This window comes from Caulobacter segnis ATCC 21756 (assembly GCF_000092285.1).
GTDB lineage: Bacteria > Pseudomonadota > Alphaproteobacteria > Caulobacterales > Caulobacteraceae > Caulobacter > Caulobacter segnis.
Window position 1 is genome coordinate 1,194,125 of sequence record NC_014100.1, and the last position, 23,628, is coordinate 1,217,752.

24 protein-coding genes, 1 other RNA gene and 3 pseudogenes are annotated in these 23,628 nt (G+C 68.1%); 18 read left to right on the plus strand and 10 right to left on the minus strand.

Annotated elements, in window-relative coordinates:
* The first annotated feature begins 1 nt into the window (after position 1).
* Both CSEG_RS05580 and CSEG_RS05585 read left to right on the plus strand, forming a co-directional pair.
* On the plus strand, positions 2–1,288 hold the full coding sequence (locus CSEG_RS05580; RefSeq protein ID WP_083778354.1) for a DUF3422 domain-containing protein: 1,287 nt from the start codon (positions 2–4) through the stop codon (positions 1,286–1,288).
* A gap of 17 nt (positions 1,289–1,305) precedes the next feature.
* On the plus strand, positions 1,306–1,941 hold the full coding sequence (locus tag CSEG_RS05585) for a class I SAM-dependent methyltransferase (protein WP_013078278.1): 636 nt from the start codon (positions 1,306–1,308) through the stop codon (positions 1,939–1,941).
* On the opposite strand, the gene CSEG_RS05590 is transcribed toward CSEG_RS05585, so the two are convergent.
* From CSEG_RS05590 to CSEG_RS05600, 3 genes are read right to left on the minus strand one after another with little or no spacing between them, the layout of a single operon-like run.
* Entirely contained in the window at positions 1,938–2,387 is a 450-nt protein-coding gene (locus tag CSEG_RS05590; RefSeq protein WP_013078279.1) for a hypothetical protein, read from the minus strand. The two genes, CSEG_RS05585 and CSEG_RS05590, sit on opposite strands and share 4 nt — an antisense overlap.
* 5 nt (positions 2,388–2,392) lie before the next feature.
* Positions 2,393–2,725 carry a rod-binding protein gene (locus tag CSEG_RS05595; RefSeq protein ID WP_013078280.1) on the minus strand — a complete coding sequence of 111 codons (333 nt, stop codon included), beginning with the start codon at positions 2,723–2,725 and terminating at the stop codon, positions 2,393–2,395.
* Positions 2,725–3,849: a flagellar basal body P-ring protein FlgI gene (locus CSEG_RS05600; protein ID WP_013078281.1), complete on the minus strand. Its 1,125-nt coding sequence runs from the start codon at positions 3,847–3,849 to the stop codon at positions 2,725–2,727. The genes CSEG_RS05595 and CSEG_RS05600 overlap by 1 nt, the downstream gene beginning before the upstream one ends.
* A 219-nt stretch (positions 3,850–4,068) precedes the next feature.
* Between CSEG_RS05600 and fliX the strand changes: the two genes are divergently transcribed.
* Positions 4,069–4,503, plus strand: coding sequence for a flagellar assembly regulator FliX (gene fliX, locus CSEG_RS05605; protein WP_013078282.1), 435 nt, complete (start codon positions 4,069–4,071; stop codon positions 4,501–4,503).
* Positions 4,504–4,706: 203 nt separating this feature from the next.
* Positions 4,707–5,135, plus strand: coding sequence for an RNA polymerase-binding protein DksA (dksA, locus tag CSEG_RS05610; protein ID WP_013078283.1), 429 nt, complete (start codon positions 4,707–4,709; stop codon positions 5,133–5,135).
* A gap of 277 nt (positions 5,136–5,412) precedes the next feature.
* On the opposite strand, the gene CSEG_RS05615 is transcribed toward dksA, so the two are convergent.
* From CSEG_RS05615 to CSEG_RS05625, 3 genes are all read right to left on the minus strand, one after another.
* On the minus strand, positions 5,413–6,537 hold the full coding sequence (locus tag CSEG_RS05615) for an alpha/beta hydrolase (RefSeq protein WP_083778355.1): 1,125 nt from the start codon (positions 6,535–6,537) through the stop codon (positions 5,413–5,415).
* A gap of 166 nt (positions 6,538–6,703) precedes the next feature.
* Entirely contained in the window at positions 6,704–7,315 is a 612-nt protein-coding gene (locus tag CSEG_RS05620; protein WP_013078285.1) for a pyridoxamine 5'-phosphate oxidase family protein, read from the minus strand.
* A gap of 50 nt (positions 7,316–7,365) precedes the next feature.
* Positions 7,366–7,728 (minus strand): response regulator, encoded by a 363-nt coding sequence (locus CSEG_RS05625; RefSeq protein WP_013078286.1) that lies wholly within the window; start codon positions 7,726–7,728, stop codon positions 7,366–7,368.
* A gap of 181 nt (positions 7,729–7,909) precedes the next feature.
* Here CSEG_RS05625 and CSEG_RS05630 point away from each other — a divergent pair, with 181 nt between their 5' ends.
* Together CSEG_RS05630 and CSEG_RS05635 are read left to right on the plus strand one after the other, a co-directional pair.
* Positions 7,910–8,713, plus strand: coding sequence for a crotonase/enoyl-CoA hydratase family protein (locus CSEG_RS05630; protein WP_013078287.1), 804 nt, complete (start codon positions 7,910–7,912; stop codon positions 8,711–8,713).
* A gap of 2 nt (positions 8,714–8,715) precedes the next feature.
* Complete coding sequence (locus CSEG_RS05635; protein ID WP_013078288.1) at positions 8,716–9,312, plus strand: DUF3052 family protein; 597 nt, start codon at positions 8,716–8,718, stop codon at positions 9,310–9,312.
* Between the two features lie 166 nt (positions 9,313–9,478).
* Here CSEG_RS05635 and CSEG_RS05640 read toward each other — a convergent pair whose 3' ends face one another.
* The 3 genes from CSEG_RS05640 to CSEG_RS05650 form a co-directional block, all read right to left on the minus strand.
* Entirely contained in the window at positions 9,479–10,003 is a 525-nt protein-coding gene (locus CSEG_RS05640) for a hypothetical protein (protein WP_013078289.1), read from the minus strand.
* 184 nt (positions 10,004–10,187) lie between these two features.
* Positions 10,188–11,105: an oxygenase MpaB family protein gene (locus CSEG_RS05645; protein ID WP_013078290.1), complete on the minus strand. Its 918-nt coding sequence runs from the start codon at positions 11,103–11,105 to the stop codon at positions 10,188–10,190.
* A 72-nt stretch (positions 11,106–11,177) separates the two neighbouring features.
* Entirely contained in the window at positions 11,178–12,659 is a 1,482-nt protein-coding gene (locus tag CSEG_RS05650; protein WP_013078291.1) for a flavin-containing monooxygenase, read from the minus strand.
* 175 nt (positions 12,660–12,834) lie between these two features.
* On the opposite strand from CSEG_RS05650, the gene CSEG_RS05655 reads away from it, so the two are divergent.
* From CSEG_RS05655 to CSEG_RS05665, 3 genes are read left to right on the plus strand one after another with little or no spacing between them, the layout of a single operon-like run.
* Entirely contained in the window at positions 12,835–13,728 is an 894-nt protein-coding gene (locus tag CSEG_RS05655; protein WP_013078292.1) for a DMT family transporter, read from the plus strand.
* Positions 13,725–14,453 (plus strand): N-acetylmuramoyl-L-alanine amidase, encoded by a 729-nt coding sequence (locus CSEG_RS05660; RefSeq protein WP_013078293.1) that lies wholly within the window; start codon positions 13,725–13,727, stop codon positions 14,451–14,453. The genes CSEG_RS05655 and CSEG_RS05660 overlap by 4 nt, the downstream gene beginning before the upstream one ends.
* Positions 14,453–15,055 (plus strand): FMN-binding negative transcriptional regulator, encoded by a 603-nt coding sequence (locus CSEG_RS05665; protein WP_013078294.1) that lies wholly within the window; start codon positions 14,453–14,455, stop codon positions 15,053–15,055. The genes CSEG_RS05660 and CSEG_RS05665 overlap by 1 nt, the downstream gene beginning before the upstream one ends.
* Before the next feature lie 83 nt (positions 15,056–15,138).
* Here the strand turns inward: CSEG_RS05665 and CSEG_RS23730 are convergent.
* Positions 15,139–15,219, minus strand: a pseudogene (locus tag CSEG_RS23730) (hypothetical protein); the annotation flags it as partial.
* 71 nt (positions 15,220–15,290) lie between these two features.
* Here CSEG_RS23730 and rnpB point away from each other — a divergent pair.
* The 9 genes and pseudogenes from rnpB to mraY all read left to right on the plus strand — a co-directional run bounded on the left by rnpB (position 15,291) and on the right by mraY (position 23,621).
* Positions 15,291–15,687, plus strand: an RNA gene (gene rnpB / locus CSEG_RS21740) — RNase P RNA component class A.
* A 16-nt stretch (positions 15,688–15,703) separates the two neighbouring features.
* A pseudogene (locus CSEG_RS23220) lies at positions 15,704–15,914 on the plus strand (hypothetical protein); the annotation flags it as partial.
* Between the two features lie 156 nt (positions 15,915–16,070).
* On the plus strand, positions 16,071–16,538 hold the full coding sequence (locus CSEG_RS05670) for a division/cell wall cluster transcriptional repressor MraZ (protein WP_041538490.1): 468 nt from the start codon (positions 16,071–16,073) through the stop codon (positions 16,536–16,538).
* Positions 16,535–17,470, plus strand: coding sequence for a 16S rRNA (cytosine(1402)-N(4))-methyltransferase RsmH (gene rsmH / locus CSEG_RS05675; RefSeq protein ID WP_013078296.1), 936 nt, complete (start codon positions 16,535–16,537; stop codon positions 17,468–17,470). The genes CSEG_RS05670 and rsmH overlap by 4 nt, the downstream gene beginning before the upstream one ends.
* Positions 17,467–17,904: a cell division protein FtsL gene (ftsL, locus tag CSEG_RS05680; RefSeq protein WP_013078297.1), complete on the plus strand. Its 438-nt coding sequence runs from the start codon at positions 17,467–17,469 to the stop codon at positions 17,902–17,904. Before rsmH ends, ftsL begins: the two co-directional genes overlap by 4 nt.
* A pseudogene (locus CSEG_RS05685) lies at positions 17,901–19,671 on the plus strand (peptidoglycan D,D-transpeptidase FtsI family protein). The gene ftsL and the pseudogene CSEG_RS05685 overlap by 4 nt, the downstream one beginning before the upstream one ends.
* A complete protein-coding gene (locus CSEG_RS05690) occupies positions 19,668–21,128 on the plus strand; it encodes a UDP-N-acetylmuramoyl-L-alanyl-D-glutamate--2,6-diaminopimelate ligase (RefSeq protein ID WP_013078298.1) in 1,461 nt (486 codons plus the stop codon). The pseudogene CSEG_RS05685 and the gene CSEG_RS05690 overlap by 4 nt, the downstream one beginning before the upstream one ends.
* Entirely contained in the window at positions 21,121–22,509 is a 1,389-nt protein-coding gene (locus CSEG_RS05695; protein ID WP_013078299.1) for a UDP-N-acetylmuramoyl-tripeptide--D-alanyl-D-alanine ligase, read from the plus strand. The genes CSEG_RS05690 and CSEG_RS05695 overlap by 8 nt, the downstream gene beginning before the upstream one ends.
* Positions 22,509–23,621 carry a phospho-N-acetylmuramoyl-pentapeptide-transferase gene (gene mraY, locus CSEG_RS05700; protein WP_013078300.1) on the plus strand — a complete coding sequence of 371 codons (1,113 nt, stop codon included), beginning with the start codon at positions 22,509–22,511 and terminating at the stop codon, positions 23,619–23,621. The genes CSEG_RS05695 and mraY overlap by 1 nt, the downstream gene beginning before the upstream one ends.
* Positions 23,622–23,628 lie beyond the last annotated feature (7 nt).

Genomic DNA, 23,628 nt, shown 5'->3' on the forward strand with positions numbered 1-23,628 from the left:
GATGATCCGAACGCAGGGCGAGGACGAGATGGATGAGCGTCGGGACCACCCGCTGAGGGTGACATTGAGCGAGCTGATGCATCTGCGGGCGTTGCCGTTGGACGGCGCGCCGGTCCGGTTGCGCCAGTGGGTCTTCCTGGTGGAGCCTTCCGATCGTGACGCCGAGGCCGCCTTCGTCGGCCTGTTCGCGCCGGGGCAGGACGCCGCGCTGGGGCGCGCCGTGGTGGTCGGCGAGGACGGCGGCTGGCTCTGGGAGCGGCATCAGGAGTTCTCGACCTGGACCTGGTTCGCCTATGGCGCGCTGGGCGACGCGCTCGGCTTCCAGCCCGAGGCGGACGAGCGCTTCTTCTGGCTGCATGGCGCGCCCGGGCAGGTGTTCCGGGGCGTCGAGATCTCGGTCGGGGCCGCCGGCGAGCCACCGCCCAGCGACGCCGCGCTCAGCCGCCACATCGACCTGCGCCGCTGCGTCTCGTGCGAGGTGTTCGACGGCGCGGCGCGGATCTGGACGGACTTCCGTCTGCGCGAGGGCGGAGCGGGCCGCATCCACGTCCATAACCTGGGCCTGGCCAATGACGAGGTCTCGCGTCTGGTTCAGACGCTGCTCGAGATCGGCAACTACCGGAAGCTGGCCCTTTTGGGCTTCGCGCCAGCCCGCGAGACGCTGGCCTGGCTGGACGGCGCCGAGGCGCGGCTGGCGGCGATCACCGGCGACCTGGCGGCCGGCCAAGACAGCCAGGGCGTACTCGACCACCTCTTGGCGCTGTCCGCCGAGGTCGAGGCCCGCGCGGCGACCAGCCGCTTCCGCCGGGGCGCGACGGAGTCCTACCACCAGCTGACGCTCGACCGGCTGGAGGCCCTGCGCGAGCGGCGGCTGCCGGGCCATTCGACCATGAGCGAGTTCATCGCCCGGCGTCTCCTGCCGGCCATGCGCACGCGGGAGGCGGCGGACCGACGGCTGGACGACCTGTCCCAGCGGGTGGCGCGTTGCGGCGATCTGCTGCGCGCCAAGCTGGGCCTGGCCCAGGACCGCCAGAACCAGGAGACCCTGCGCGGCATGGACGCCAGCCTGCAGCTGCAGACCAAGCTGCAGGGCCTAGTCGAGGGGCTGTCGATCTTCGCCGTCGGCTACTACGTGCTGGGGCTCTTGGGCTACCTGCTGAAGCCCTGGCTGCACGGGTGGCCGGGCGGCGAGTGGGTGTTGGCGGCCCTGGTCCCGCTGGTGCTGATCGCGGTCGCGGCCAGTCTGCATCGCCGCAAGAAGCGCTTGATCGAAGACGAGCGGTCCTAGGCCGCCTATAGGACGGCATGGACCTTGAGGCCTTCATCCAGGCGAACCTGCCCGTCGAGGCTGTCCCGGGCGTTCCGGAGGTCCGCCTTCACCGGGCCGGTCCGCGCAGCGGGCTGATGCGCCTGGCCGACGCCGATCCCGATTTCGGCTCGCCGTACTGGGCGCGATGCTGGGGCGGGGGCCTCGCGCTGGCGCGGCATGTGCTGGACCATCCGCGGAGTGTCGCCGGCAAGCGCGTGCTGGATCTCGGCGCCGGCTCTGGGCTGGTCGCGATCGCGGCGATGAAGGCCGGGGCGGCGCAGGCGCAGGCCGTCGATGTCGACCTCTACGCGGTCGCCGCCACCCGCCTCAACGCCCAGGCCAATGAGGTTGTCGTGGAAGCGCGGCTGGCGGACCTGACCCAAGGCGCGCCGCCGGCCGATATCGACCTGATGCTGGTCGGGGATCTCTTCTACGACGTCGACTTGGCCCGCAGCATCCTGCCGTTCCTGGAGCGCTGCGTGGCGGCGGGCGTGGCGGTGCTGATCGGCGATCCCTGGCGGGCGTCCCTGCCGACGGAGCGCCTGACCGTCGTGGCTCGGTATCCGGTCGCCGATTTCGGCGATCCCGGCGGCGTGCTGCGCGACGCCGCCGTCTTCTCGCTTCTGGCCTAGGCCCGACGGTTCAGGGTGATCGCCGCGCCCATGGCCGGACGGTCGTTGACCATGCCGCCGGCGCCGTAGGTGGTGGCCGGAGCGGCGCGCTGGTTGGCGATCTCCTCGGCCACGGCGCGAACCAGGCCTTCGGTGACGGTGCGGGCGGCCTCGACCGCGCGCGCCTGACGGGCGAGGACGGCGTCAAAGGCCTCGGTGGCGCGCTTCAGGCGCTGGCGCAGTTCCAGGCGGGCGGACTCGATCAGGACGACGTTGGCGCGCACGCGCATCGACTCGTGACGGTAGACATTGGCCAGCTTGGCGGTTTCTTCGACATATCGCGCGGCCTCATGCGGGCGGCGGTTTTCGAAGGCCTGGGCTTCCTTGGCGATCAGGTCGGTGAGGCGCTCGGTCAGCAGGATCAGCTGGTTGACGCGATCGTCGGCGTCGATGGCGGCGATGGCCATGGCGGTTACTCCTTGAGACCTTGAAGCTTCAGCATTTCGCGTTCGACGGTGGGGGCCAGGCCGATCCCGCCCGCCCGGGTCACCTGCTTGGCCATCGCTTCGGCCATGACCGACTTGAACATCTCCTCGCCCTGGCCGCCGCCGAACGGCTCGGAGGTCTTCACGCCCTCGAACATCTGCTGCATCATCACCGACAGGAACGAGGCCTCGAAGTTCTGGGCCGTCTCCTTGATCTTGCCGCGCTTGGCCAGCTCGGCGGACGAGGCGGCCGTCGACTTGGCGGCGGCGGAAAGCGTGGCGACGTCGGGCGTGACGGACGACAGGGAGAAGGCGCTCATCACATGACCTCGATATCGGCTTGCAGGGCCCCGGCGGCCTTCACGGCCTGCAGGATCGAGATCATGTCGCGCGGCGTGACGCCTAGGGCGTTCAGGCCGCCGACCAGGCTCTTCAGCGAGGGCGAACCGCCCAGGGTGATCAGCTTCTTGCCCTTTTCTTCCTCGACGCTGACGGCCGACTGCGGCACGACGGCGGTCTGGCCCTGGCTGAACGGCGCGGGTTGGCTGACCGCGGGGCTTTCCTGGACCGTGATCGTCAGGTTGCCCTGGGCGATCGCCACCTGGCTGATGCGGACGTCGTCGCCCATGACGATGACGCCGGCGACTTCGTCGATCACCACCTTGGCTGGGAAGTCGGGCTCGACTTCAAGGTTCTCGATGTTGGTCACGAAGCTGATCATGTCCATGCCGGGCGGGGCGCGGACGGCGACGATGGTCGGGTTCTGCGCCTGAGCGCAGTTGGGGAACTTCTTGTTGACGGCGTCGGCGATCCGGCGAGCGGTCGTGAAGTCCGGATTGCGCAGGGTCATGCGCAGGATGTCCATGTTGACCATCTGGAAGCCGGTCTCGCGCTCGATGATGCCGCCCGAAGCGATGCGACCCGCGGTCGGCACGCCCTTGGTGACCGAGCTGCCCGAGGCGCCGCCCGCCGAGACCGAGCCGGTCTGCACCGTGCCTTGGGCGACCGCGTAGGTCTGGCCGTCCGCGCCTTGCAGGCTGGTGACCAGCAGGGTGCCGCCCAGCAGGCTCTTGGCGTCGCCCAGGGCCGAGACGGTGACGTCCAGCTTCGAGCCGGCGGCCGAGAAGGGCGGCAGGCTGGCCGTCACCATGACGGTGGCGGTGTTCTTGGTGTTCAGGGTCGCGTCGCGGACGTTGACGCCCTGGCGCTCCAGCATCGCCTCGAGGCTCTGCTTGGTCATCGGCGCGTTGCGCAGGGAGTCGCCGCTGCCGTTCAGGCCGACGACGACGCCGTAGCCGACGAGCTGGTTTTCGCGGACGCCCTCGAAGGCGACGATGTCCTTGATGCGCGACTTGGCGAAGGCCGGCGCCGCCACGAGGGCGGAGGCGGCGACCAGGGCGGTCAGAACCGGGCGAAGAACGGTGCGAAAGAATGAACGCGGCATGGCAGTCCCGTTGCGGGGAGACGTCCCCGGGCCCCTCCATGCCAGAACCGGGCCAGTTTCAAGGTGTTGTGACTCAAGGGATTCTTGGCGCGGGCGAGGTCCAGCCGGCGCCTCGCGGCAGATTCTGCCCGGCATTAACCATACTTCAAGCGCGCAAACCGACTATGATTGTGCGACGAGACAAGTGACTCGCGTGTCTGAGCTTTTGGAGCTTGTCGGATGAAGGTTTCCAGCACGGGGGGCGTGGGTGCGACGGGTCCGTCGCGGGCCAAGTCCTCTGGCGGCGCTTCGAGCTTCTCCCTGCCATCGGTCAACGCCGCCAGCGGCGCGGCCAGCACCGCCTCGGTGGGCGGGCTGGCGGGCGTGGGTTCGGTCGACGCGCTCCTGGCGCTGCAGGCCGCCGGCGCGGTCGGCGATCCGCTTGAGCGCAAGAAGCGCGCGGTGCGCCGCGCCGACCACATCCTCGATATCCTGGGCGAGGTGCGGATCGCGCTGATCGACGGCGACATCTCGCACGCGACGCTGAACAACCTCCAGCGCGCGATCCGCGAGCAGCGGGACAAGACCGACGACCCGCGACTCGAGGGCGTGCTCAACGAGATCGAGACCCGCGCCGCCGTCGAGCTGGCCAAGCTCCAGGTCAGGGGCGGCTGAGATGGCGGGGGCCGGGCGCGCAAATGATCGGCGGTCCCGCAGCGCTTGTCGTTCCCGCGCGTTTTACATCTGTCCATGCCGTCGTTCGGCGCGTTCGCGGGAAGGGTTTTTCGCCCTTCATGCGAGGTTCATTGAACGCGGCTCACCTTTTGGTATAAGCACCCGGCCTTTAAGGGCTGAGTTCATTGGGGCGTGAGGCGTTAATGCAGACGGCCACTGTTCTAGTCGAGAAGTCCGATTACCGTCCTTCCGAGGACGAACCGTTCATGAATGACCGGCAGCTTGAGTATTTCAAGAACAAGTTGCTGGCCTGGAAGGAAGAGATCCTCCGCGAATCTCGCGAGACGGTGACCCATCTCCAGAAGGAAACCGAGAACCACGCCGATCTCGCCGATCGCGCGTCCTCGGAAACTGACCGAGCCCTTGAGCTCCGCACCCGCGACCGCCAACGAAAGCTGATCTCCAAGATCGACCAGGCCTTGCGCCGAGTCGAAGACGGCTCCTATGGCTACTGCGAGGAGACCGGCGAGCCGATCGGCCTCGCCCGCCTGGAAGCCCGTCCGACGGCGACCATGAGCGTGGAAGCCCAGGAGCGTCACGAGCGCCGCGAACGCGTCCACCGCGACGACTAAGCGCCCGCTTCGGCGACTATGTGTTTTCGAGCGGCCTCGGGGGAGACCCCGGGGCCGCTTTTGTTTGGTGGGCGGAAGGTCAGCTTTCGACCCCGAATAGACGATGGGAAGGTCCGCTATCTGGCGACCGCCGCCGTGTTTTCTAGTATCGGTGTAGTCTCCGAACTCAGGGCGGGAGTTCACCGGGACCGATAATTGCTCGCGGTGGCAATCTAAGGGTCTGGATTGGCGCCTGTGCCGATGGCTGCGCGCGAGCCTTCTCTAATACGGCTACGCTCTACTTGCGTACCGCGCGCGCCTCGGTTCCGTTAACGTAAAAGATCATCGCTTTAGCTGGCTCTGGTCCCGCGTCAAAGGTGATCCGCGCATCGACACCATGGATGTAGAAGCGGTCCAGGGCCTCAGCGAGGATGTTGGCGGGCGGAGCGCCATCGACTTCCAGCAAGATACCGTCCTCGTCTTCACCGACGGTAACCTTGCGACCATCCGATAGAACATAGATTCCGAAGTAGCGTTGGGTCTGCTCGCGCGTCAGGTTGATCGGCGAAGGATGTCTAATGGGCTGTGCGCGCGGGAGCAGGAATGGAACGGCCGCCGGCATCGCAAGCGGATAGTACGAGATATGGGTCTCGTCTTCGAAGGGCTTGGTCTTCAGTATCAGGCGCTCTGGCGCGCTCGATAGCGCGGCTGAGATCTTCTCCCCGCCGTCGACCATGTAGGCCTCTTCCTTGGCGCCCCAGGTGACGAACACCTTGCGGCCCGGCGCTCGGGCGGCGACGGTCTTTAAGCGATCGACCACGGTCGGGTCGGCCCAAAGGGAGGGGCTGGCGATCAGATAGCCGGAAAACGCTTCGGGATTGTCGGCCAGCATGTTCGCTGTGAAGATCCCCGATAGCGAATGACCAAACAGCACTGCGGATTTGGGGTCGAGCGGATAGCGCGTCTCCATGAGAGGCTTGAGCTCCTCAAGAAGGAAGGCCCTGAACATTGCTCCGCCGCCGCCCTTGGCGATCGTGCCGTCCGGGCGGGTTCCGGGCGCGAACAGAAGATCACGCTCGCGAGTGGACGGACTGCCGGGCGGATAGCCAATGGCAATCACATAGGCCGGAGCCATTGTGCCGGCGCCACCCAACAACCACCCCGTAGGTCCGGCGATGTCGTACCCGCCGTCCAACACATAAATAGCTGGGGCGGTCTGGCCCGGCAGGATCGGCGGCGTGCCGGGCGCGGTAATCTGGACCTGGAAGTCGCGGCCCGCCCGCTCGGAGTGCACAATCAATTGCACCGCGCGCCTCTGCGGCGCAGGGCCCTCGGAAACAACCTTGAGAGTGGGCGCACCTGCGAGGGCGGGGAAAGCAAGCGCAAGGGCGACGAGAGTAACTAGGCCGTTTCGGATGCTCATTTCTGACCTTTAGGCTGCCAACACGCACACTGGATTACAGATGTAATTCAATGTCAACCGCGCCTTGCATCTCTCTCGATAAGCAATCGCCGTGTAGTTCGTGGATGATGGTTCGATGACCCCTAACCACCCATAGCCGACCTCGATCAACCAATGACGGATCGGCCTACCACAGCGTCTTGGCCGCCCGCTCGGCCCAGCCCGCGTCATAGGCCTCGCCGCCGACCTCGCCGGCGGTGAAGGCCGCCAGCATGGCGCCGGGGGAGGGCAGGGTCTTCGGGTCGATCTGGCTCTCGGCCTTCCAGAGGCCCGAGCGCACGATGGCCCGGGCGCATTGGAAATAGGCCTCCTCGACGGTGATGATCGTGACGGTGCGCGGCGGCTTGCCATCGACGGCGAAGCTTTCGAGCAGGTCGGGATCGGCGCTCAGCCTGGCGCGGCCATTGACGCGGAAGGTCGTGCCCGAGCCGGGGATCAGGAACAGCAGCGCCACGCGCGGGTCGCGGACGATGTTGCGCAGGGTGTCGAGGCGGTTGTTGCCGCGTCGGTCGGGCAGCATCAGGGTCTTGGGATCGGCGATGCGGACGAAGCCGGGCAGGTCGCCGCGCGGGCTGCAGTCCAGGCCTTCCGGACCCACGGTGGCCAGGGCGACGAACGGCGAGGCCTGGATCAGGGCCGCGTAGTGCGGGGTGACATGGTCGCTGACCTTGACGGTCGAGGCCGGCAGAGGCTCGGGCTGATACAGCGCCTCCAAGGCCTCGATCGTGGTGATGTCCATCGCGCGTCCTCCCCGGTCAGACCTTACGGGCGGTGCGGGCGAGCGGCAAATCAGCGCGTGAAGGCGCGGGCGCAGGCTTCGGCCAGATGGCGCGGGGAAATGGGCTTGTCGACAATCGGCTTGAAGCGACCGCGCAACTGGTCGGCGTTACCGGTGACATAGACGACCGGGATATGGCCGAGCTGGCTTTGGATCGCCTCGACCGCCTCGACGCCGGTCCCGCCGACAATACGATAGTCCGCGGTGATCAAGTCCGGAGGATGAGCGACCGCCATGGCCAAGGCGTCGGCCGGACTATCGGCGATGTCGAAACTGGTGAAGCCTTGCTCGGCAAGAAGAGCCTCAACCTCGAAGGCCACGAGGATTTCATCCTCGATGATCAATACATGTCGGGCCTTTGCGTGCACGGTCATTGCCGCTGCTTTCTATCGAGTCCCACGACATATCAATGACGACCCGCCCTCGCGCGCCAGTCGCGTTTTCGTGATCGCGAATAACGCAGGAGTTGAGTGACTTCCAGCCCGAGGCTGCGCGCGCGGACAAACCGCGCTATGGAACGCCAAACAGATAAGATCCGCAGGAGCGCCTTCGTCGATGTCCCAGCCCTTGATCCTGACCGAGAAGCGCGGCCACGTCGCCATTCTCACCCTGAACCGTCCCGACGCGATGAACGCCCTGGGCGCGCCGGGCGACGGCGACCAGGTGGCGGCGGCCTGCGAGGCGATCAACGACGACCAGGAGATCCGCTGCGTGATCCTGACGGGCGCGGGCAAGGCCTTCTCGGCCGGCGGCGACGTCAAGGCGATGAAGGCCCGCGAGGGCGCCTTCGCCGGCAACGGCGTGGCCGTGCGCGACGGCTATCGCAAGAACATCCATCGCATCGTGCGGGCCATCTACGGCCTGGAGGTCCCCTCGATCGCGGCGGTCAATGGCGCGGCGATCGGCTTGGGCTGCGACGTGGCCTGCATGACCGACATCCGCATCGCCGCCGACACAGCCAAGTTCGGCGTCACCTTCCTGAAGCTGGGTTTGATCCCCGGTGACGGCGGCGCCTGGCTGATGCCGCGCACGATCGGGATGAGCCGCGCGGCCGAGCTCTTGTTCACCGGCGATGTGATCGACGCGGCCAAGGCGGCCGAGTGGGGGCTGGTCAGCAAGGCCGTGCCGGCCGCGACCCTGATGGACGAGGCCATGGCCCTGGCCGAGCGGATCGCCCAGCAGCCGCCGCACGCCCTGCGCATGGCCAAGAGTCTGCTCAAGCACGGCCAGACCGCCAGCTACGACACCCTGATGGAGATGAGCGCCGCCGCCCAGGCCATCGCTCACCACACGCAGGACCACATGGAAGGCGTCGAGGCGATCCTCGAAAAGCGCGCGCCTCAGTTCAAGGGCGCTTGAGCATGGGCAAGGAAGCTAGCGGCGTCTGGGGCCAGCTCTCCGAAGGCGAGAGCGAGGGCAAGTTGTTGTGGGAGCCGCCGAAGCTGATCTTCCGCGGCGCCTATCGCGGCATCTACCAGGGCCACGCCCTGAAGAACGTCCGGACCGAGGGCGACGATCTGGTGCTCAGCGACGGCACGCGCTTCACGCTGGAGCCCGGCCAGGCCGAAAAGTGGGTCCACGCCATCCTCAATCCCCCGTCGCGCCTCGACAAGCTGGGCGTGAAGCCGGGCATGACGGTGGTGATCGACGGCGTCGAGGACGAGGCGTTCCTCGAGGAGCTGGGCGCGCGCGTCGAGCCGGTCGAGGCCGAGGAGGGGATCGACATCCTGTTCCTGGCCGCCGAGGACCTGGCCGACCTCGACCGTATGGACGACTGGAAGGGCGCGCTGGCCGACAAGGGCGCGATCTGGGTGGTCGCCCAGAAGGGCAAGGGCGCGCCGCTGAAGGACGTCGAAATCCTGGAGGCCGTGCGTGGGCTGGGCTTCACGGACACCAAGGTGTGCGCGTTCTCGCGGACCCATACGGCGCTGCGGTTCGTGAAGCGCAAGGGCGGGTAGGGCCGTTCATCGCGCGGCGGCGGGCGGACGGTTGGGGTGTCGATCTCAACGTCCGCTTTCGACCCAGAGCGGACCGTTCAAACGTCCGCTATCAGGCGCATGAGTCTAAGACCGCCCACGGCAGAGGCGCCAAGCATGATGCTCGGCCGTAGGGCGATCACCCCGCCTAGCCGCCCTGGACCACTTCCGGCAGCGACTTGCCGTCGACGCCATGGCCTCGCCGCGAGCCGCAGGCATAGGTGGCGATCGCTCGAGCTCGCGCATCGGTACGCCTCACGGCCTCGTTGCTAGTGCGGACATAGGCGAAGTTCCGGTCATACTGTCTCGTGAGCACGATCTGCTCGCCGGTCTTCGAGCAATTGATCCGGGACGTGATCTCGGTGTAGTCCGACTTGTCATCCGGCCAGACGAAGTACTGAAGCTCGACCTTGTCGCCGACCCGATTGATCGAGTTGAGGTTCACTGCGACGGTCTGGCGGACGCCGGGGGCTGGGCCGCCGAGGCGGACGGCGTCGCCGCCCGTCATCCAGGCTTCCGGCGGATAGGCTCCGCCGTCGCGCTTGCTGCTGGCCGGCGCCTGCTGCGGGAGGGGCTTCACCTGGAGGAGCCCCCAGTTCTGCTTCGGCCATTCCTGCGCGAAGGCTGGAGCGGCGAACGAGAGCACAGCCATCAAGACGACGAGCAATTTCATGCGGAGCTCTTTCCTCAAGCGTGACGAGAAGCCTATTCCTGCCACCTGAGGTAATCAACGGCTCCGTGGCGTCACCGCCTGAACGCGGTGCCGACGGCCGATCCCACAGGGACTGAGGTCCGACAACCACCCATCACGGACCATTGGCGCTTCCGCTTCCTTCGCTCGCCGGTAGCGAACGCCCTCATTCCAGGGCGGGAACGAGCGCGTGTTGCGAGGCCGCCAGCAGTCGCTTCCGTTCGGCCTCGCCGCGGTACAGGAAGTCATACGGCAGGCCCAGCCGGACGCTGGCCTGGCAGGGCGGCGAGGTCTTGATCGCGATCCGGTCGGCCAGCTTGCCGGCGGCCTTCAGCGCCAGGCCATCAGCCAGCGTCAGGTCATAGTCGCGCCCGAGCGACAGCTTGCGCCGCACCATCGGCGGCAGCAGCGAGACCGAGGCTCGCGCCAGGGCGCGATGCAGGATCTTCGGGGCCGCCGGCGCGGCCTTGCCCGACTGGATGATCCCCAAGAACTCTTCGACGATCGGGTGGGGCTCGAAACGCGGCGCGAGCTTTTCCATCATCGCCATGAAGTCCGCCTGGGAGCTCGGCGAATAGCGCACGCCGTAGAGCCGGGCGATCGGGTGAGCCTCGCGGTAGAACTGCGTCTTCTCGGCCTCGCTCAGCGGCGTGACGAAGCGGTCATAGGCGTTCAGGAAGCCATAGGCGGCCGTGGCGCTGACCCAGTCCAGCAGTTCGGGATCCAGCGCGCGATAGGCCTCGCCCTTCGGCGTGTCGCCGGACACCCGCGCGTGCATGTTGGTCACGCCCTGGATGACCCGTCGCGCCGCGGCCTGCGGGCCGTAGACCCCGACCATGGCGGCGATCCCGGTGCGCTTGGAGCGTCCGATCGGATCGGCCTTGTAGGTCGAGTGGTCCCAGACGCCCGAGCGGATCCGGGCGTCGGCGAATTCCAGCAGCACGGCCGCGACGCCGCCGACCGCCAGGGCGATGGGGTTCTTGTAGACGCGCCAATGGACCGAGCTTGGCTCCAGATAGGCGGGCGCGCCCGGCGGGTTGGCGTAGTCGATCTTCCAGCCCAGGTACGAGGATGGTTCGGCCATGCGCGATCTCCTTCAAGGAAGAACGTCGGCGTGGGCGATCATCGCCGCAACCTGTCAGATCCGATAGGGAAACTAGGCTGCGGCCTTCAGGGTTGCGGCGCCGGCGCCCGTCTTGCGGCCGAATTCCATGATCCCGTCGTCGACCTTGCCAAAGCGCAGGGTCATCAGGTCGAGGGCGTAGTTCTGATGCGCCTTCCACGGCGCCTTGGGGCCCTGCTTGGGGAACATGCCGATGGAGCGCGTCACATAGCCGGACGAGAAGTCCAGCCAGGGGGCGATGGCCATGTTCGGGTCGTCGACCCGCGGCACGCAGTAGTCCGCATGCGTGCGGTCCAGATGCTTGAGCAGGCGGCAGACATACTCGCTGGTCAGGTCCGCCTTCAGCGTCCAGCTGGCGTTGGTGTAGCCGAACGCGGACGCGAGGTTGGGCGCGTCGCTGAACATCATGCCCTTGTAGCTGAACGCCTTGGAAAGCTCGGCGACCTTGCCGTCGACCACGACCTCCATGCCCCCCAGCAGTTGCAGCTGCAGGCCCGTGGCGGTGACGACGACGTCGGCCTTCAGGGTCTTGCCGGACTTCAGAAGGATCCCGTCCTCGGTGAAGGTCTCGATCTGGTCGGTGACGACCGAGCTCTGGCCAGCCTTGATCGAGTCGAAGAGGTCGGCGTCCGGCACCAGGCACAGGCGCTGGTCCCAGGGATTGTACTTGGGCGTGAAGTGGGTGGCGATGTCGTAGTCGGGGCCCAGGTGGTCGCGGACCAGGTCCAGCAGCCGTTCCTTCATCTTCTCCGGCCGCTTGCGGGCCAGGTTGAAGAACAAGAGCTGCATCAGGACGTTCTTCCAGCGCGTGAGGCCGTAGGCGGTCATGGCGGGCAGCTTGGTCCGCAGCCAGTTGGCCAGGCCGTCCTCGGCCGGGCGCGAGACCACGTAGGTCGGCGAGCGCTGCAGCATCACGACGTGCGCGGCGGTCTTGGCCATCTCCGGCACCAGGGTCACGGCGGTGGCGCCGCTGCCGATCACCACGACCTGCTTGTCGGCGTAGTCGAGATCCTCGGGCCAATGCTGCGGGTGGACGATGCGGCCCTTGAAGCGCTCGGTCCCCGCGAAGTCCGGCGTATAGCCCGCCGAGTAGCGGTAGTAGCCCGAGCACATGTAGAGGAAGCCGCAGCTGAACGTGACGATCTGGCCGTCGTGCTCGGCCTCGACGGTCCAGGTGGCGGTCTCGGTGGACCAGCTGGCCCGCTTGACCTTGTGCTGGAAGCGGATGTGGCGGTCGACGTCGTTCTCGCGCGCGGTCTCGCGGACATAGTTCAGGATCGAGGGGCCGTCGGCGATCGCCTTGGCCGCCTTCCACGGCTTGAAGCTGTAGCCAAGCGTGTACATGTCGCTGTCGGAGCGGATGCCGGGATAGCGGAACAGGTCCCAGGTGCCGCCGATCGCCTCGCGCCCTTCCAGGATCGCGAAGGTCTTGCCCGGGCAGTGCTTGCGCAGGTGGTAGGCCGCGCCGATCCCCGAGAGGCCGGCGCCGACGATCAGCACATCCACGTGTTCCATCAGATTTCCGCCCCGCTTCGACGCCCGACGGTTGATCCGCCGTGGCGATAGGTGAACATTGTTCAGGAACAAAACGACCGTTTTGACCGAACGTCAACCGCGATAGCGCCCCAACATGAGCGTCGCGCGGGTTTTGATTGCGGACGGAGGCGGCGAAGGCTTAAGCGGTAGTCCTATGTCTCTTCGCGACTTCGGTGTTCTGGTCCTGATCTGCCTGGCTTGGGCCGGCAGCAACATCGTCTCGAAGCTGGTCGTGGCGCACTGGGGCGTGCCGCCGCTTTATTACGCGGCCGTGCGCTTCGCGCTGGTCGCGGCGATCACCCTGCCTTGGCTGCTTCCCGCGCCGAGGCCCACCTGGCGAATGGTGCTGGTGGGCCTGCTGATGGGCGGCGGCAATTTCGCGCTGCTGTTCATGGGGCTGACGACCGCATCGCCCTCGGCGGCGGCGGTGGTGATCCAGCTGGGCGTGCCGTTCACGACGGTGCTGTCGGTGCTGATGCTGGGCGAGCGCATCCGCTGGCGGCGGGGACTGGGCATCGCGCTCACCCTGCTGGGCGCGGTGGTGGTGATGTGGAGCCCGCATGGCTTCGAGCTCTCGCCGGGTCTCTGGCTGATCGTCGCGGCCGCGTTCACCGGCTCGCTGGGCGCGGTGATGATGAAGCAGATCGAGGGCGTCAAACCGCTGCAGTTCCAGGCTTGGGTCGGCTTTTCGTCCTTGTGGCCGCTTGGGCTGATGAGCGCGCTGTTGGAGCCGGGGCAGGTCGCCGCGGGCCTCCACGCCGGCTGGCCGTTCCTGGGCGCGGTGGTGTTTTCGGCCCTGGTGGTTTCGGTCCTGGCCCATACGGCCTATTACGGGCTGATCCAGCGCTACGAGGCCAACCTGATCGCGCCGCTGACCCTTATGACGCCGCTCTTCACGATCGGCATGGGCGTGGTGGTCACCCATGACCACTTCGATCTGCGGATGGGGATCGGCGCGGCCCTGGCGTTGCTCGGCGTTCTGATCATCGCGCTTCGGCGGAATCAGGTCATGCCGCTGTTGATGTCGATCCGGAACCGCGTCCAATGAGCCTGTCCCTTATCGAGGCCCCGTCGCCCAACTTCGACGCCCGCAAGGCGGTGCCGGACATGATCGTCCTGCACTATACGGGCATGGAGACCGGCGAGGGCGCGATCGAGCGGCTGCGCGATCCCGAGGCCAAGGTCTCGGCGCACTACTGCGTCGAGGAAGACGGCCGGATTTTTCGCCTTGTCCCCGAGGAACGGCGCGCCTGGCACGCCGGCGCGGCCTTCTGGAAGGGCGTCAAGGACATCAACTCGGCGTCGATCGGCGTCGAGATCGTCAATCCCGGCCACGAGTTCGGCTATCGTCCGTTCCCCGAGGCCCAGATCGCATCGGTGATCAACCTGCTGGCCGACGTGCGCTCGCGCTGGATGATCCCCGACAGCCGCATCCTCGGGCACTCCGACGTCGCGCCCGCCCGCAAGGTCGATCCGGGCGAGCTCTTCCCGTGGAAGCGCCTGGCCGAGAGCGGCCACGGCCTGTGGATCGAGCCGCCGCCGTCGCCCGGCGCGCCGCTGGGCCAGGGCGAGGAGGGGACCGGCGTCTTCGCGCTGCAGGCGGGTCTGACGCGCCTCGGCTTCGACTGCGCCCCGACCGGCAAGTACGACGAATGGACCACGACCGTGGTCGCCGCCTTCCAGCGCCACTGGCTGCAGAGCCGCTTCGACGGCATCGCCGATGGGGAGACCCGGGCGCGCCTGGTCGGCCTGCTGCGCGCGGCGGCCGACTGATGCATCCGGTGCCGGCTTTCCACGTCGAGGATCGCGCGGTCCTGCTGGACTTCCTGCGCGCCCATCCGTTCGTCACCATCGCCGCCAGCGTCGGCGGCCGGCCGATGGTCTCCCAGTCGCCGGTGGTGATCCGCGAGCTGGACGGCGAGATCGCGCTCGACTTCCACCTGTCGCGCGGGAACGTCCTGACGCCGCACCTGACGCAGGGCTTCCGCGCGGTGATCCTGGCCACCGGCCTCGACGCCTATGTCAGCCCCGACTGGTACGAGAGCCCCGACCAGGTCCCGACCTGGAACTACCAGTCGCTCGAGGCCGAGGGCTCGGTCGCGCCGCTGAACGAGGCCGAGCTGATCGCCTTGCTCGACGACCTGTCGGCCCAGGAAGAGGCGCGGCTTCTGCCCAAGAAGCCGTGGACCCGGGACAAGATGAAGGCCGGCAAGTTCGAGGCCCTGCTGCGCGGCATCATGGGCGGGCGCTTGTTCGTCGAACGCCTGGAGGGGACCTTCAAGCTCTCGCAGAACAAGAGCGACGCGGACCGCCTGGGCGCGGCGAACGGGCTGGGCGATCATCCGATCGCCAAGCTGATGCGGGATCTACCCTAAACCCTCCCCCTCTTGGGGGCGTTGGAGCGCCCCCTCCGTCTCGTCGCGTATCAGCGCCGATCCACCTCCCCCGCGATGCGAGGGAGGATGAGCGGCGTCCTCCTCACCCGTGCAACGGGGGAGGTGGCGCGGCGCGAAGCGCCGTGACGGAGGGGGCGCTCGGCGGTGCGGGTCCCCCACCCTGAGAGGATGTTTGTTGACGTTTGGAAGACACCCCGTCAAACACCGTCCCGGACCAGATGGTCGGGCGGTCGCGTCGTCTTCGGACGCCGAGGAAAGTCCGGGCTCCACGGTGACAAGGCGGTGGGTAACGCCCACCGGGAGCGATCCTAGGGATAGCGCCACAGAAAGCAAACCGCCTTCCTTTCGAGGACGGTAAGGGTGAAAGGGTGGGGTAAGAGCCCACCGCGGACCTGGTGACAGGGACGGCATGGCAAGCCCCGCCTGGAGCAAGACCGAATAGGGACCCCGCGCCGACCTCGCGTCGGATAGGCCGTCACTGGCCGAGAGGGTCCGGGTAGGTCGCGAGAGCCGTCCAGCAATGGCCGGCCTAGAGGAATGATCGTCGCCGTCTCTTCCTTTTTCGGAAGGGGGAGGCGGAACAGAACCCGGCTTACAGATCATCTGGTCCATTTTCACGGAGGCGGGAGCGCCCCCTCCGTCTCGCCGCGCATCGCGGCGATCCACCTCCCCCGCCAGCGGGGGAGGATGAGCGGCTTCCTCCTCACCCGTGCAACGGGGGAGGTGGCGCGCGGCGCAGCCGCGTGGCGGAGGGGGCGCTCTTCCTGCCTCACAACGGGCTCAACTGACGCCGCGCGGGCCGTCCACTGAACAGTTCTGTGTATGTTCTGTTGATTAACTTCCTCGCCCAGTGGAGCGGTGGTCGGACACCTTTGAAATCTCGATGAAATGGCATTCGGTGTCATTGTGTCCCAATTCATCCCATGTTAACCCAATTGCGTCGGGGCGATGTGGCGGGTCGCCGACCGACGTGGATCTGGCGGGGTTCAGCTTCGTGTTTCTCTCGACCTTCGAGAAACAGCTCGACAGCAAGCGGCGCATCGTTGTGCCGCAGGAATTCCGCGCGGCCGTGTCCGGCCTGTTCGACGGCATTTTCTGCTTTCCCTCGATCGAGGCCGACTGCTTGGAGGCGGGCGGCAAGGCCCTGTTCGACCGCTACACCGGCGTGATCGAGGAGCTGCCGTTCGGCGATCCGATCCGTTCGGCGCTGGAAACCAGCGTCCTGGGCGGCATGGCCAAGCTGTCGTTTGATACGGCTGGTCGCATTACCTTGCCCGACCATTTGTGCGAAATGTGCGGCCTCACGGATTGGGTCGCTGTCGTCGGTATGGGTGAGCGTTTTCAGATTTGGTCCCGCGAGGCCTTCCAGGCCCATCGCGCGACGCAGCGCGACATGGCGCGCGAAGGCCTGGCCGCTCTGCGCGCCCAGCAGCGGGCCGCCCGCCTGGGCGTCGTGTCGTGAGCGCCGCGCCGCACATCTCGGTCCTGCTCGATGAGGTGGTCGAGGCGCTGGGCGCCGGCCCAGGCGACGTCGTCGTGGACGGCACCTTCGGCGCGGGCGGCTATACGCGCGCGGTGCTGGCTACCGGCGCCAGCGTCATCGGCTTCGACCGCGACCCGACCGTCCAGCGCTTCACCGAGGGCCTGCCCGCCGACCGCTTCCGCCTGATCCAGGCGCGCTTCTCCGAGATGCTCGACGAGCTGGGCCCGGAGTCGGTCGATGGCGTGATGCTGGATCTGGGCGTCTCGTCGATGCAGCTGGACCAGGCCGAGCGCGGCTTTTCCTTCATGCGCGACGGGCCGCTGGACATGCGGATGGGCGATACGGGGCCGACCGCCGCCGATCTCGTGAACACCCTGGATCACGCCGAGCTTGCCAGGATCCTCTACGTCTATGGCGAGGAACACGCCTCGCGCCGCATCGCCAGCTTCATCCTCCGCCGTCGCGAAGAGCGCCCGTTCGAGCGCACCCTGGACCTGGCCGAGGTGATCGAGCGGGCCGTCGGCGGCCGCAAGGGCGCGAAGGTTCACCCGGCCACGCGCTCGTTTCAGGGCCTGCGCATCGCGGTCAATGACGAGCTGGGCGAGCTGGAGGCGGGCCTCGCCGCCGCCGAGAGAGTGCTCAAGCCGGGCGGCCGCTTGGTCGTCGTGACCTTCCACTCGCTGGAGGACCGGATCGTCAAGGCGTTCCTGGCCGAGCGCGCGGGCCGCACGCCCGGCGGTTCGCGCCACGCGCCGCCGGTGCAGGCGGGCGCCCAGCCCAGCTTCCAGCTGATCTCGAACAAGGCGATCGCGCCGGGCGAGGCCGAGCTGGCCGCCAATCCGCGCGCGCGCTCGTCCAAGCTGCGCGCGGCCGTGCGCACGGAAGCTCCCGTCTGGGAGGCCGCCGCATGAGCTTCATGGAGCTCTTCAATCGCCGGGTGCGCGGCTTTCGGGTCGTCGAGGTCGTCGGTCTCGGCATCCTGCTGAGCCTGGTGACGGGCGTCTATCTGGCCAAGACCTTCGCCGGCCGCGAGCGCCAGGAGATCGCCCGCATCGAGCAGGAGATCCAGGAAGAGGCGGTCCGCAAGCGTCTGCTCGAGGCCGAGGTCGCCCACCTGGAGCAGCCGCGCCGCATCGAGCAGCTGGCGCAGATGATGCAGCTGCAGCCCATCGCGGCCGATCACGAGATCACCGAGGACGCGCTGATCGACGTCGCGCGTCGCCGCGAACTGCCGCGCGCGCCGGTCACGGCCGCGCCCGAGGCGACCGACGCCCTGGCGGCCGATGCGCCCGAGCCGCTGCCGGACGACGCGCCGCCGCCGCCTCCGCCGGGAGGTCCGCAATGAGCCTCTCCAACCTCGGACCCGGCGGTTTCCATTCCCCCGCCTGGCGGTGGCTGGTCGAGCGTGTCTGGCGTCTGGAGCATGCGTTCGAGCGCTCGCGCGCGGCGGCCAAGCCGCAGGACGACACCCGCATCCGCATCTTCCTGGTGATGGTGTTCTTCGGGCTGTGCTTCGTGGGCGTGGCGCTGGGCGCCGGCTGGTCGGCGCTGTTCTCCAACGCGGGGCGTGGCAACGGCTATCTGCAAGGCGCGGAGGGCGCGCGGGGCGATCTGGTCGATCGCAACGGTAAGCTGCTGGCCGTCGACCTTGCCCACTACGCCCTCTATGTCGACCCGCGCGAGGTCTGGGACGCCAAGGAAACCCGCCGGGCGTTGGGCCGCGCCCTGCCGCAGGTGCCGGCCAAGCGCCTGGACAAGATCGTGTTTCGGCGACCACCGCACCTTCGTCGTCGGCGGTCTGACGCCGGACGAGAAGGACGCCATCTTCAACCTCGGCCTGCCCGGCATTTCGTTCGAGGAGCAGGAGCGGCGGATGTATCCGCTGGGCCCGACGGCCGCGCATCTGGTCGGTTTCGTCGACAGCGGCGGCAAGGGTCTGGCCGGCGCCGAGCGCGCCCTGGACGATCCGATCCGCAAGGCCGTGGGCGGCGAGAGCGGTCCGGTCCGGCTGTCGATCGACGTGCGCGTGCAGGCCGCGCTCGAGGACGAACTGCGCAAGGCCGCCGCCGAATTCACGCCCAAGGGCGCCGTTGGCCTGGTGACCAACGTCCAGACCGGCGAGATCCTGGGTCTGGCCAGCCTGCCTGACTTCGACGCCAACAAGGCCGGCCAGGCGACCGACGCCGAGCGCCTGAACCGCGCCGCCGCTTCGGTCTACGAGATGGGCTCGACCTTCAAGGCGTTCACGGTCGCGATCGGCCTGGACACCGGCGTGGCGACCCCGGCCTCGACCTTCGACGCGCGCGAGCCGTTCAAGCTGGGCTACCGCACGATCCACGACTACCACGCCGCCAAGGCGATCCTGACCCTGGTCGAGGTGTTCAAGCACTCGTCGAACATCGGCACGGCCATGCTGGCCGAGAAGATCGGCGGCGAGCGGCTGTCGCGCTACTTCACGGCCCTGGGCCTGACCAAGCCGGCCCAGGTCGAGCTGATGGAGTCGGCCCGTCCGCTGACGCCGCGCAAGTGGGACATGGACGCGGTGGCCTCCACCTCGTTTGGCCACGGCATGAACGTCAGCCCGCTGGCCCTGGCCCAGGCGATGGGCGCCCTGCTGAACGGCGGCAAGATGCTGCCCCTGACCATCAAGAAGATGCCCGACGGCGTACGTCCGGAGGGCAAGCGTGTGCTCTCGGAGGCCACCTCGGCCGAGATGCTGAAGATCATGCGCGCCAACGTCATTCCGGGCGAAGGCGGCAGCGGCGGCAAGGCCGATGTGCCCGGCCTGTCGGTCGGCGGCAAGACCGGCACCGGCGAGAAGTACGACCCCTCGATCCGCGGCTACAACCACCAACGCCAGGTCTCGTCGTTCGCGGCGGTGTTCCCGACCGAGGGGCCGCTGGAGGGCGACCGCTACTTCGTCCTGATCCTGATGGACGAGCCGCACGGGACGGCCGCCTCGGCGGGCTTCTCGACCGGCGGCTGGGTCGGCGCGCCACCGGCCGGCAAGGTCATCGACCGCATCGCGCCGTTCCTCGGCGTGCAGAGAAAGCCCGAGCTGGTCACGATCGCCAGCCAACCCAAGAACGCCGCTCCGGAGGCGGGCCTATGACCAAGCGCTTGTCGGACCTGTTCAATCGTCCTTTCGCGAATGACTCGGTGATCGCCGGCGTCACCGCCGACAGCCGCAAGGTCACCGCCGGCTGGCTGTTCGCCGCCCTGCCGGGGACCAAGGTCGACGGCCGCGACTTCGCCGAGGGCGCGGTCGCCAAGGGCGCCGCCGCCATCCTGGCGCCCGAGGGCGGTCTCGAAGGGCTGGGCGTTCCAGTGGTGCGCTCGGAAGACGCCCGTCGCGCCTACGCCCTGGCCTCGGCCGCTTTCTGGGGCAAGCAGCCGGCCATGTGCGTCGCCGTCACCGGCACCAACGGCAAGACCTCGGTCGCCGGCTTCTGCCGCCAGATCTTTGCCCAGCTGGGCCACAAGGCCGCCAGCATGGGCACCCTGGGCGTGGTGGTCAGCGAGGCGGGCCAGCCCGACCAGCAGCTGACCCCGCCGGGCCTGACCACGCCGGACGCCGGCGACGTCGCCGAGATGATCGCGCGTTTGGCCGACATGGGCGTCACCCACCTGGCGCTGGAGGCCAGCTCGCACGGCGTCGATCAGCGCCGCGTCGACGGCGTGAAGCTGAAGGCCGCCGCCTTCACCAACTTCACCCAGGACCACCTCGACTATCACGGCTCGATGGAGGCCTACCGCGCCGCCAAGCTGCGCCTGTTCGACACCCTGACGCCCGCGGGCGCGACGGCGGTGCTGAACGCCGACAGCGAGGCCTTCCCGACCTTCGCCTCGACCGCCGTGACCTCGGGCCAGAGCGTGTTCTCGGTCGGCGAGGACGGGCAGGGGCTGCGTCTGATCTCGCGGACGCCGACGCCGGCCGGCCAGGATCTGGTGGTCGAGGCGCAAGGCCGGACCTACGACATCCGCCTGCCGCTGGCCGGCGCCTTCCAGGCCTCGAACGTGCTGGTCGCGGCCGGCCTGTGCGTCGCCGCCGGCGAGGACGTTGGCAAGGTGCTGAAGGCCCTGGAGAACCTCGAGGGCGCCGCCGGGCGTCTTCAACGTGTCGGCCGTGGGCCGCATGGGGGCGAGGCCTATGTCGACTACGCCCACACGCCCGACGGCCTGCAGACGGTGCTCGAAGCCCTGCGCCCGCACACGCGCGGCAAGCTGATCGCCGTCTTCGGTGCGGGCGGCGATCGCGACCGGGGCAAGCGTCCCCTGATGGGCGCGATCGGCGCGAAGCTCGCGGACATCGCCATCGTCACCGACGACAATCCGCGCTCGGAAGATCCGGCCTCGATCCGCGCCGCCATTCTCGAAGCCGCCCCCGGCGCGCGCGAGATCGGCGACCGTCGCGCCGCCATCCGCGCGGCCGTCGACCTGCTGGCCGAGGGCGATGTCCTGGTCGTCGCCGGCAAGGGCCACGAGCAGGGCCAGATCGTCGCCGGAGTCGTCCATCCGTTCGACGACGTCGCCGAGACCCTCGCGGCCCTGGAGGGCGTCGATGCCTGAGGCTCTCTGGACCGCTGACGAGATCGCCCAGGCGGTCGGCGGCCAGGTCGCCGGCGACTTCGCCGCGACCGGCGTCTCGATCGACACCCGCTCGGTGGAGCAGGGCGACCTGTTCGTGCCGCTGGTCGGCGCGCGCGACGGCCATGACTTCGTTCCGCAAGCCGTGGCCAACGGCGCCGCCGGCGTCCTGGCGGCCCAGCCGGTGGACGCCCCGGCGGTGATGGTCGAGGACACCTTCAAGGCGCTGGAAGCCCTGGGCGTCGCCGCTCGCGAGCGCGCGCCCCGGTGCAAGCGCGGCGCGGTGACCGGCTCGGTCGGCAAGACCAGCGTCACCCGCGCGGTCGAGGCGGGCCTGCGCCTGGCCGGCAAGGCTCATGCCTCGGTGAAGAGCTACAACAACCATATCGGCGTGCCGCTCACCCTGGCCCGCATGCCGCGCGACACCGAGCGGGCGGTGTTCGAGATCGGCATGAACCACGCCGACGAGATCACGCCCTTGTCGAGCTTCGTCCAGCCGCACGCGGTGGCGATCACCACCGTCGGCCCGGTGCACATCGAGAACTTCCCGGACGGCGAGGCGGGCGTCGCCCGCGCCAAGGCCGAGATCTTCGCGGGCCTCATGCCCGGTGGAATCGCGGTGCTGAACGCCGACAACCGCTGGTTCGACTATCTGAAGGGCGAGGCGGAAAAGGTCGGCGCGACGGTCTGGAGCTTCGGCGAGGCGCAGGGCGCGACCGCGCGGCTGACGGGCTTCACCGTGGAAGGCGAGCGGGCCGTGGTCTCGGTCGACCTGCGCGGCGAGACCCTGACCTTCCCGATCCGCCAGACCGGCGTCCACTGGGGCCCCAACAGCCTGTGCGTGCTGCTGATGCTGGAAGCGCTGGACGTGCCGCGCGAGACGGCGCTGGCGGCGCTGGCGGCGTTCGCGCCGATCGAGGGGCGCGGGGCCGAGAAGACCGTCCAAATTGGCGGCGGCGCCTTCACCCTGGTCGACGAGAGCTACAACGCCAATCCGGTCTCGATGCAGGCCGCCTTGAAGACGCTGGGCGCGCGCAAGGTCGCCGGACGCCGGATCGTCGTGCTGACCGACATGCTCGAATTGGGCGAGGACTCCGCGCGGTTTCACGCCGAGCTTGCAGAGCCGATCGCGGCTGCAAACGTTGACATGGTTTTTCTCGCGGGCGTCCACATGAAATCACTGTGGGAGGCGCTTCCGCCGACTCGGCGAGGCGGCTACGCGGTGGTTACTGAAAAGTTAACGGCGGAGCTGGCGGGGGCGATCCGGCCCGGCGACGTGGTGATGGTGAAGGGGTCGAACGGCTCTAGGGCCGGCGTCCTCGCCGGCGCCTTGGCGGCGCTCGACCTTGGGGAACGGGTCTGATGTTGTACTTCCTGTATGAATGGCTGGCGCGCTCGCAAGAGCACGTACCCATGCTTAACCTGTTGAAGTACCTGACCTTCCGGTCCGGCATGGCCATGCTGACGGCTTATATCGTCGCGGTGGCGATGGGCTCGCGCTTCATCCGCTGGATGAAGACCAAGCAGGGCAAGGGCCAGCCGATCCGCACCGACGGCATCGCCCGCCATGTCACCGAAAAGGCCGGCACGCCCACCATGGGCGGCTTCATGATCCTGGCCGGCCTGTTCGTCGGCGCCCTGCTGTGGGCCGACCTGCGCAACGTCCACGTCTGGGTCGTGCTGCTGGTCACCGGCAGCTACGGCGTGCTGGGCTTCATGGACGACTACGCCAAGGTCACCAAGCAGACCACGGCCGGCCTCTCCAGCGTCCAGAAGCTGATCGCCCAGTTCATCGTCGCCATCGCGGCCACCGTCATTCTGATCCTGTTCGCGCCGAAGTCGCCGATGACGCCGGGCATGGAGACCAGCGTGGTCTTCCCGATCTTCAAGGCGCTGGTGATCAATCTGGGCTGGTTCTACGTGGCCTTCGCCGCGATCACGATCGCCGGCTTTTCCAATGCGGTAAACCTGACGGATGGGCTCGATGGCCTGGCCATCGTGCCGGTGATGTTCGCCGCCTCGACCTTCGGCCTGATCGCCTACCTGGTCGGCAACTACAAGTTCGCCGACTATCTGAACCTCCACTTCGCGCCGGGCGTCGGCGAGCTGGCGGTGCTGTGCGGCGCGATCATCGGCGGGGGCATGGGCTTCCTCTGGTACAACGCGCCCCCCGCCAAGATCTTCATGGGCGACACCGGCTCGCTGGCCCTGGGCGGAGCGCTGGGCGCGATCGCCGTCTGCGCCAAGCACGAGCTGGTCCTGGGCATCGTCGGCGGCCTGTTCGTGGCGGAGGCGCTGAGCGTCATGATCCAGGTCGCCTACTTCAAGAAGACCGGCAAGCGGGTCTTCCTGATGGCGCCGATCCATCACCACTTCGAGAAGCTGGGCTGGGCCGAGTCCACCGTCGTGATCCGTTTCTGGATCGTGTCGATGATCCTGGCCTTCGTCGGCCTCGCCACCCTGAAGCTACGGTAAGGGAGGC

Coding starts and splice junctions, on each gene's coding strand:
- CSEG_RS05580 (WP_083778354.1), top strand. CDS start 2: ATGATCCGAACGCAGGGCGAGGACGAGATGGATGAGCGTCGGGACCAC.
- CSEG_RS05585 (WP_013078278.1), top strand. CDS start 1,306: ATGGACCTTGAGGCCTTCATCCAGGCGAACCTGCCCGTCGAGGCTGTC.
- CSEG_RS05590 (WP_013078279.1), bottom strand. CDS start 2,387: ATGGCCATCGCCGCCATCGACGCCGACGATCGCGTCAACCAGCTGATC.
- CSEG_RS05595 (WP_013078280.1), bottom strand. CDS start 2,725: ATGAGCGCCTTCTCCCTGTCGTCCGTCACGCCCGACGTCGCCACGCTT.
- CSEG_RS05600 (WP_013078281.1), bottom strand. CDS start 3,849: ATGCCGCGTTCATTCTTTCGCACCGTTCTTCGCCCGGTTCTGACCGCC.
- fliX (WP_013078282.1), top strand. CDS start 4,069: ATGAAGGTTTCCAGCACGGGGGGCGTGGGTGCGACGGGTCCGTCGCGG.
- dksA (WP_013078283.1), top strand. CDS start 4,707: ATGCAGACGGCCACTGTTCTAGTCGAGAAGTCCGATTACCGTCCTTCC.
- CSEG_RS05615 (WP_083778355.1), bottom strand. CDS start 6,537: ATGAGCATCCGAAACGGCCTAGTTACTCTCGTCGCCCTTGCGCTTGCT.
- CSEG_RS05620 (WP_013078285.1), bottom strand. CDS start 7,315: ATGGACATCACCACGATCGAGGCCTTGGAGGCGCTGTATCAGCCCGAG.
- CSEG_RS05625 (WP_013078286.1), bottom strand. CDS start 7,728: ATGACCGTGCACGCAAAGGCCCGACATGTATTGATCATCGAGGATGAA.
- CSEG_RS05630 (WP_013078287.1), top strand. CDS start 7,910: ATGTCCCAGCCCTTGATCCTGACCGAGAAGCGCGGCCACGTCGCCATT.
- CSEG_RS05635 (WP_013078288.1), top strand. CDS start 8,716: ATGGGCAAGGAAGCTAGCGGCGTCTGGGGCCAGCTCTCCGAAGGCGAG.
- CSEG_RS05640 (WP_013078289.1), bottom strand. CDS start 10,003: ATGAAATTGCTCGTCGTCTTGATGGCTGTGCTCTCGTTCGCCGCTCCA.
- CSEG_RS05645 (WP_013078290.1), bottom strand. CDS start 11,105: ATGGCCGAACCATCCTCGTACCTGGGCTGGAAGATCGACTACGCCAAC.
- CSEG_RS05650 (WP_013078291.1), bottom strand. CDS start 12,659: ATGGAACACGTGGATGTGCTGATCGTCGGCGCCGGCCTCTCGGGGATC.
- CSEG_RS05655 (WP_013078292.1), top strand. CDS start 12,835: ATGTCTCTTCGCGACTTCGGTGTTCTGGTCCTGATCTGCCTGGCTTGG.
- CSEG_RS05660 (WP_013078293.1), top strand. CDS start 13,725: ATGAGCCTGTCCCTTATCGAGGCCCCGTCGCCCAACTTCGACGCCCGC.
- CSEG_RS05665 (WP_013078294.1), top strand. CDS start 14,453: ATGCATCCGGTGCCGGCTTTCCACGTCGAGGATCGCGCGGTCCTGCTG.
- ftsL (WP_013078297.1), top strand. CDS start 17,467: ATGAGCTTCATGGAGCTCTTCAATCGCCGGGTGCGCGGCTTTCGGGTC.
- CSEG_RS05690 (WP_013078298.1), top strand. CDS start 19,668: ATGACCAAGCGCTTGTCGGACCTGTTCAATCGTCCTTTCGCGAATGAC.
- CSEG_RS05695 (WP_013078299.1), top strand. CDS start 21,121: ATGCCTGAGGCTCTCTGGACCGCTGACGAGATCGCCCAGGCGGTCGGC.
- mraY (WP_013078300.1), top strand. CDS start 22,509: ATGTTGTACTTCCTGTATGAATGGCTGGCGCGCTCGCAAGAGCACGTA.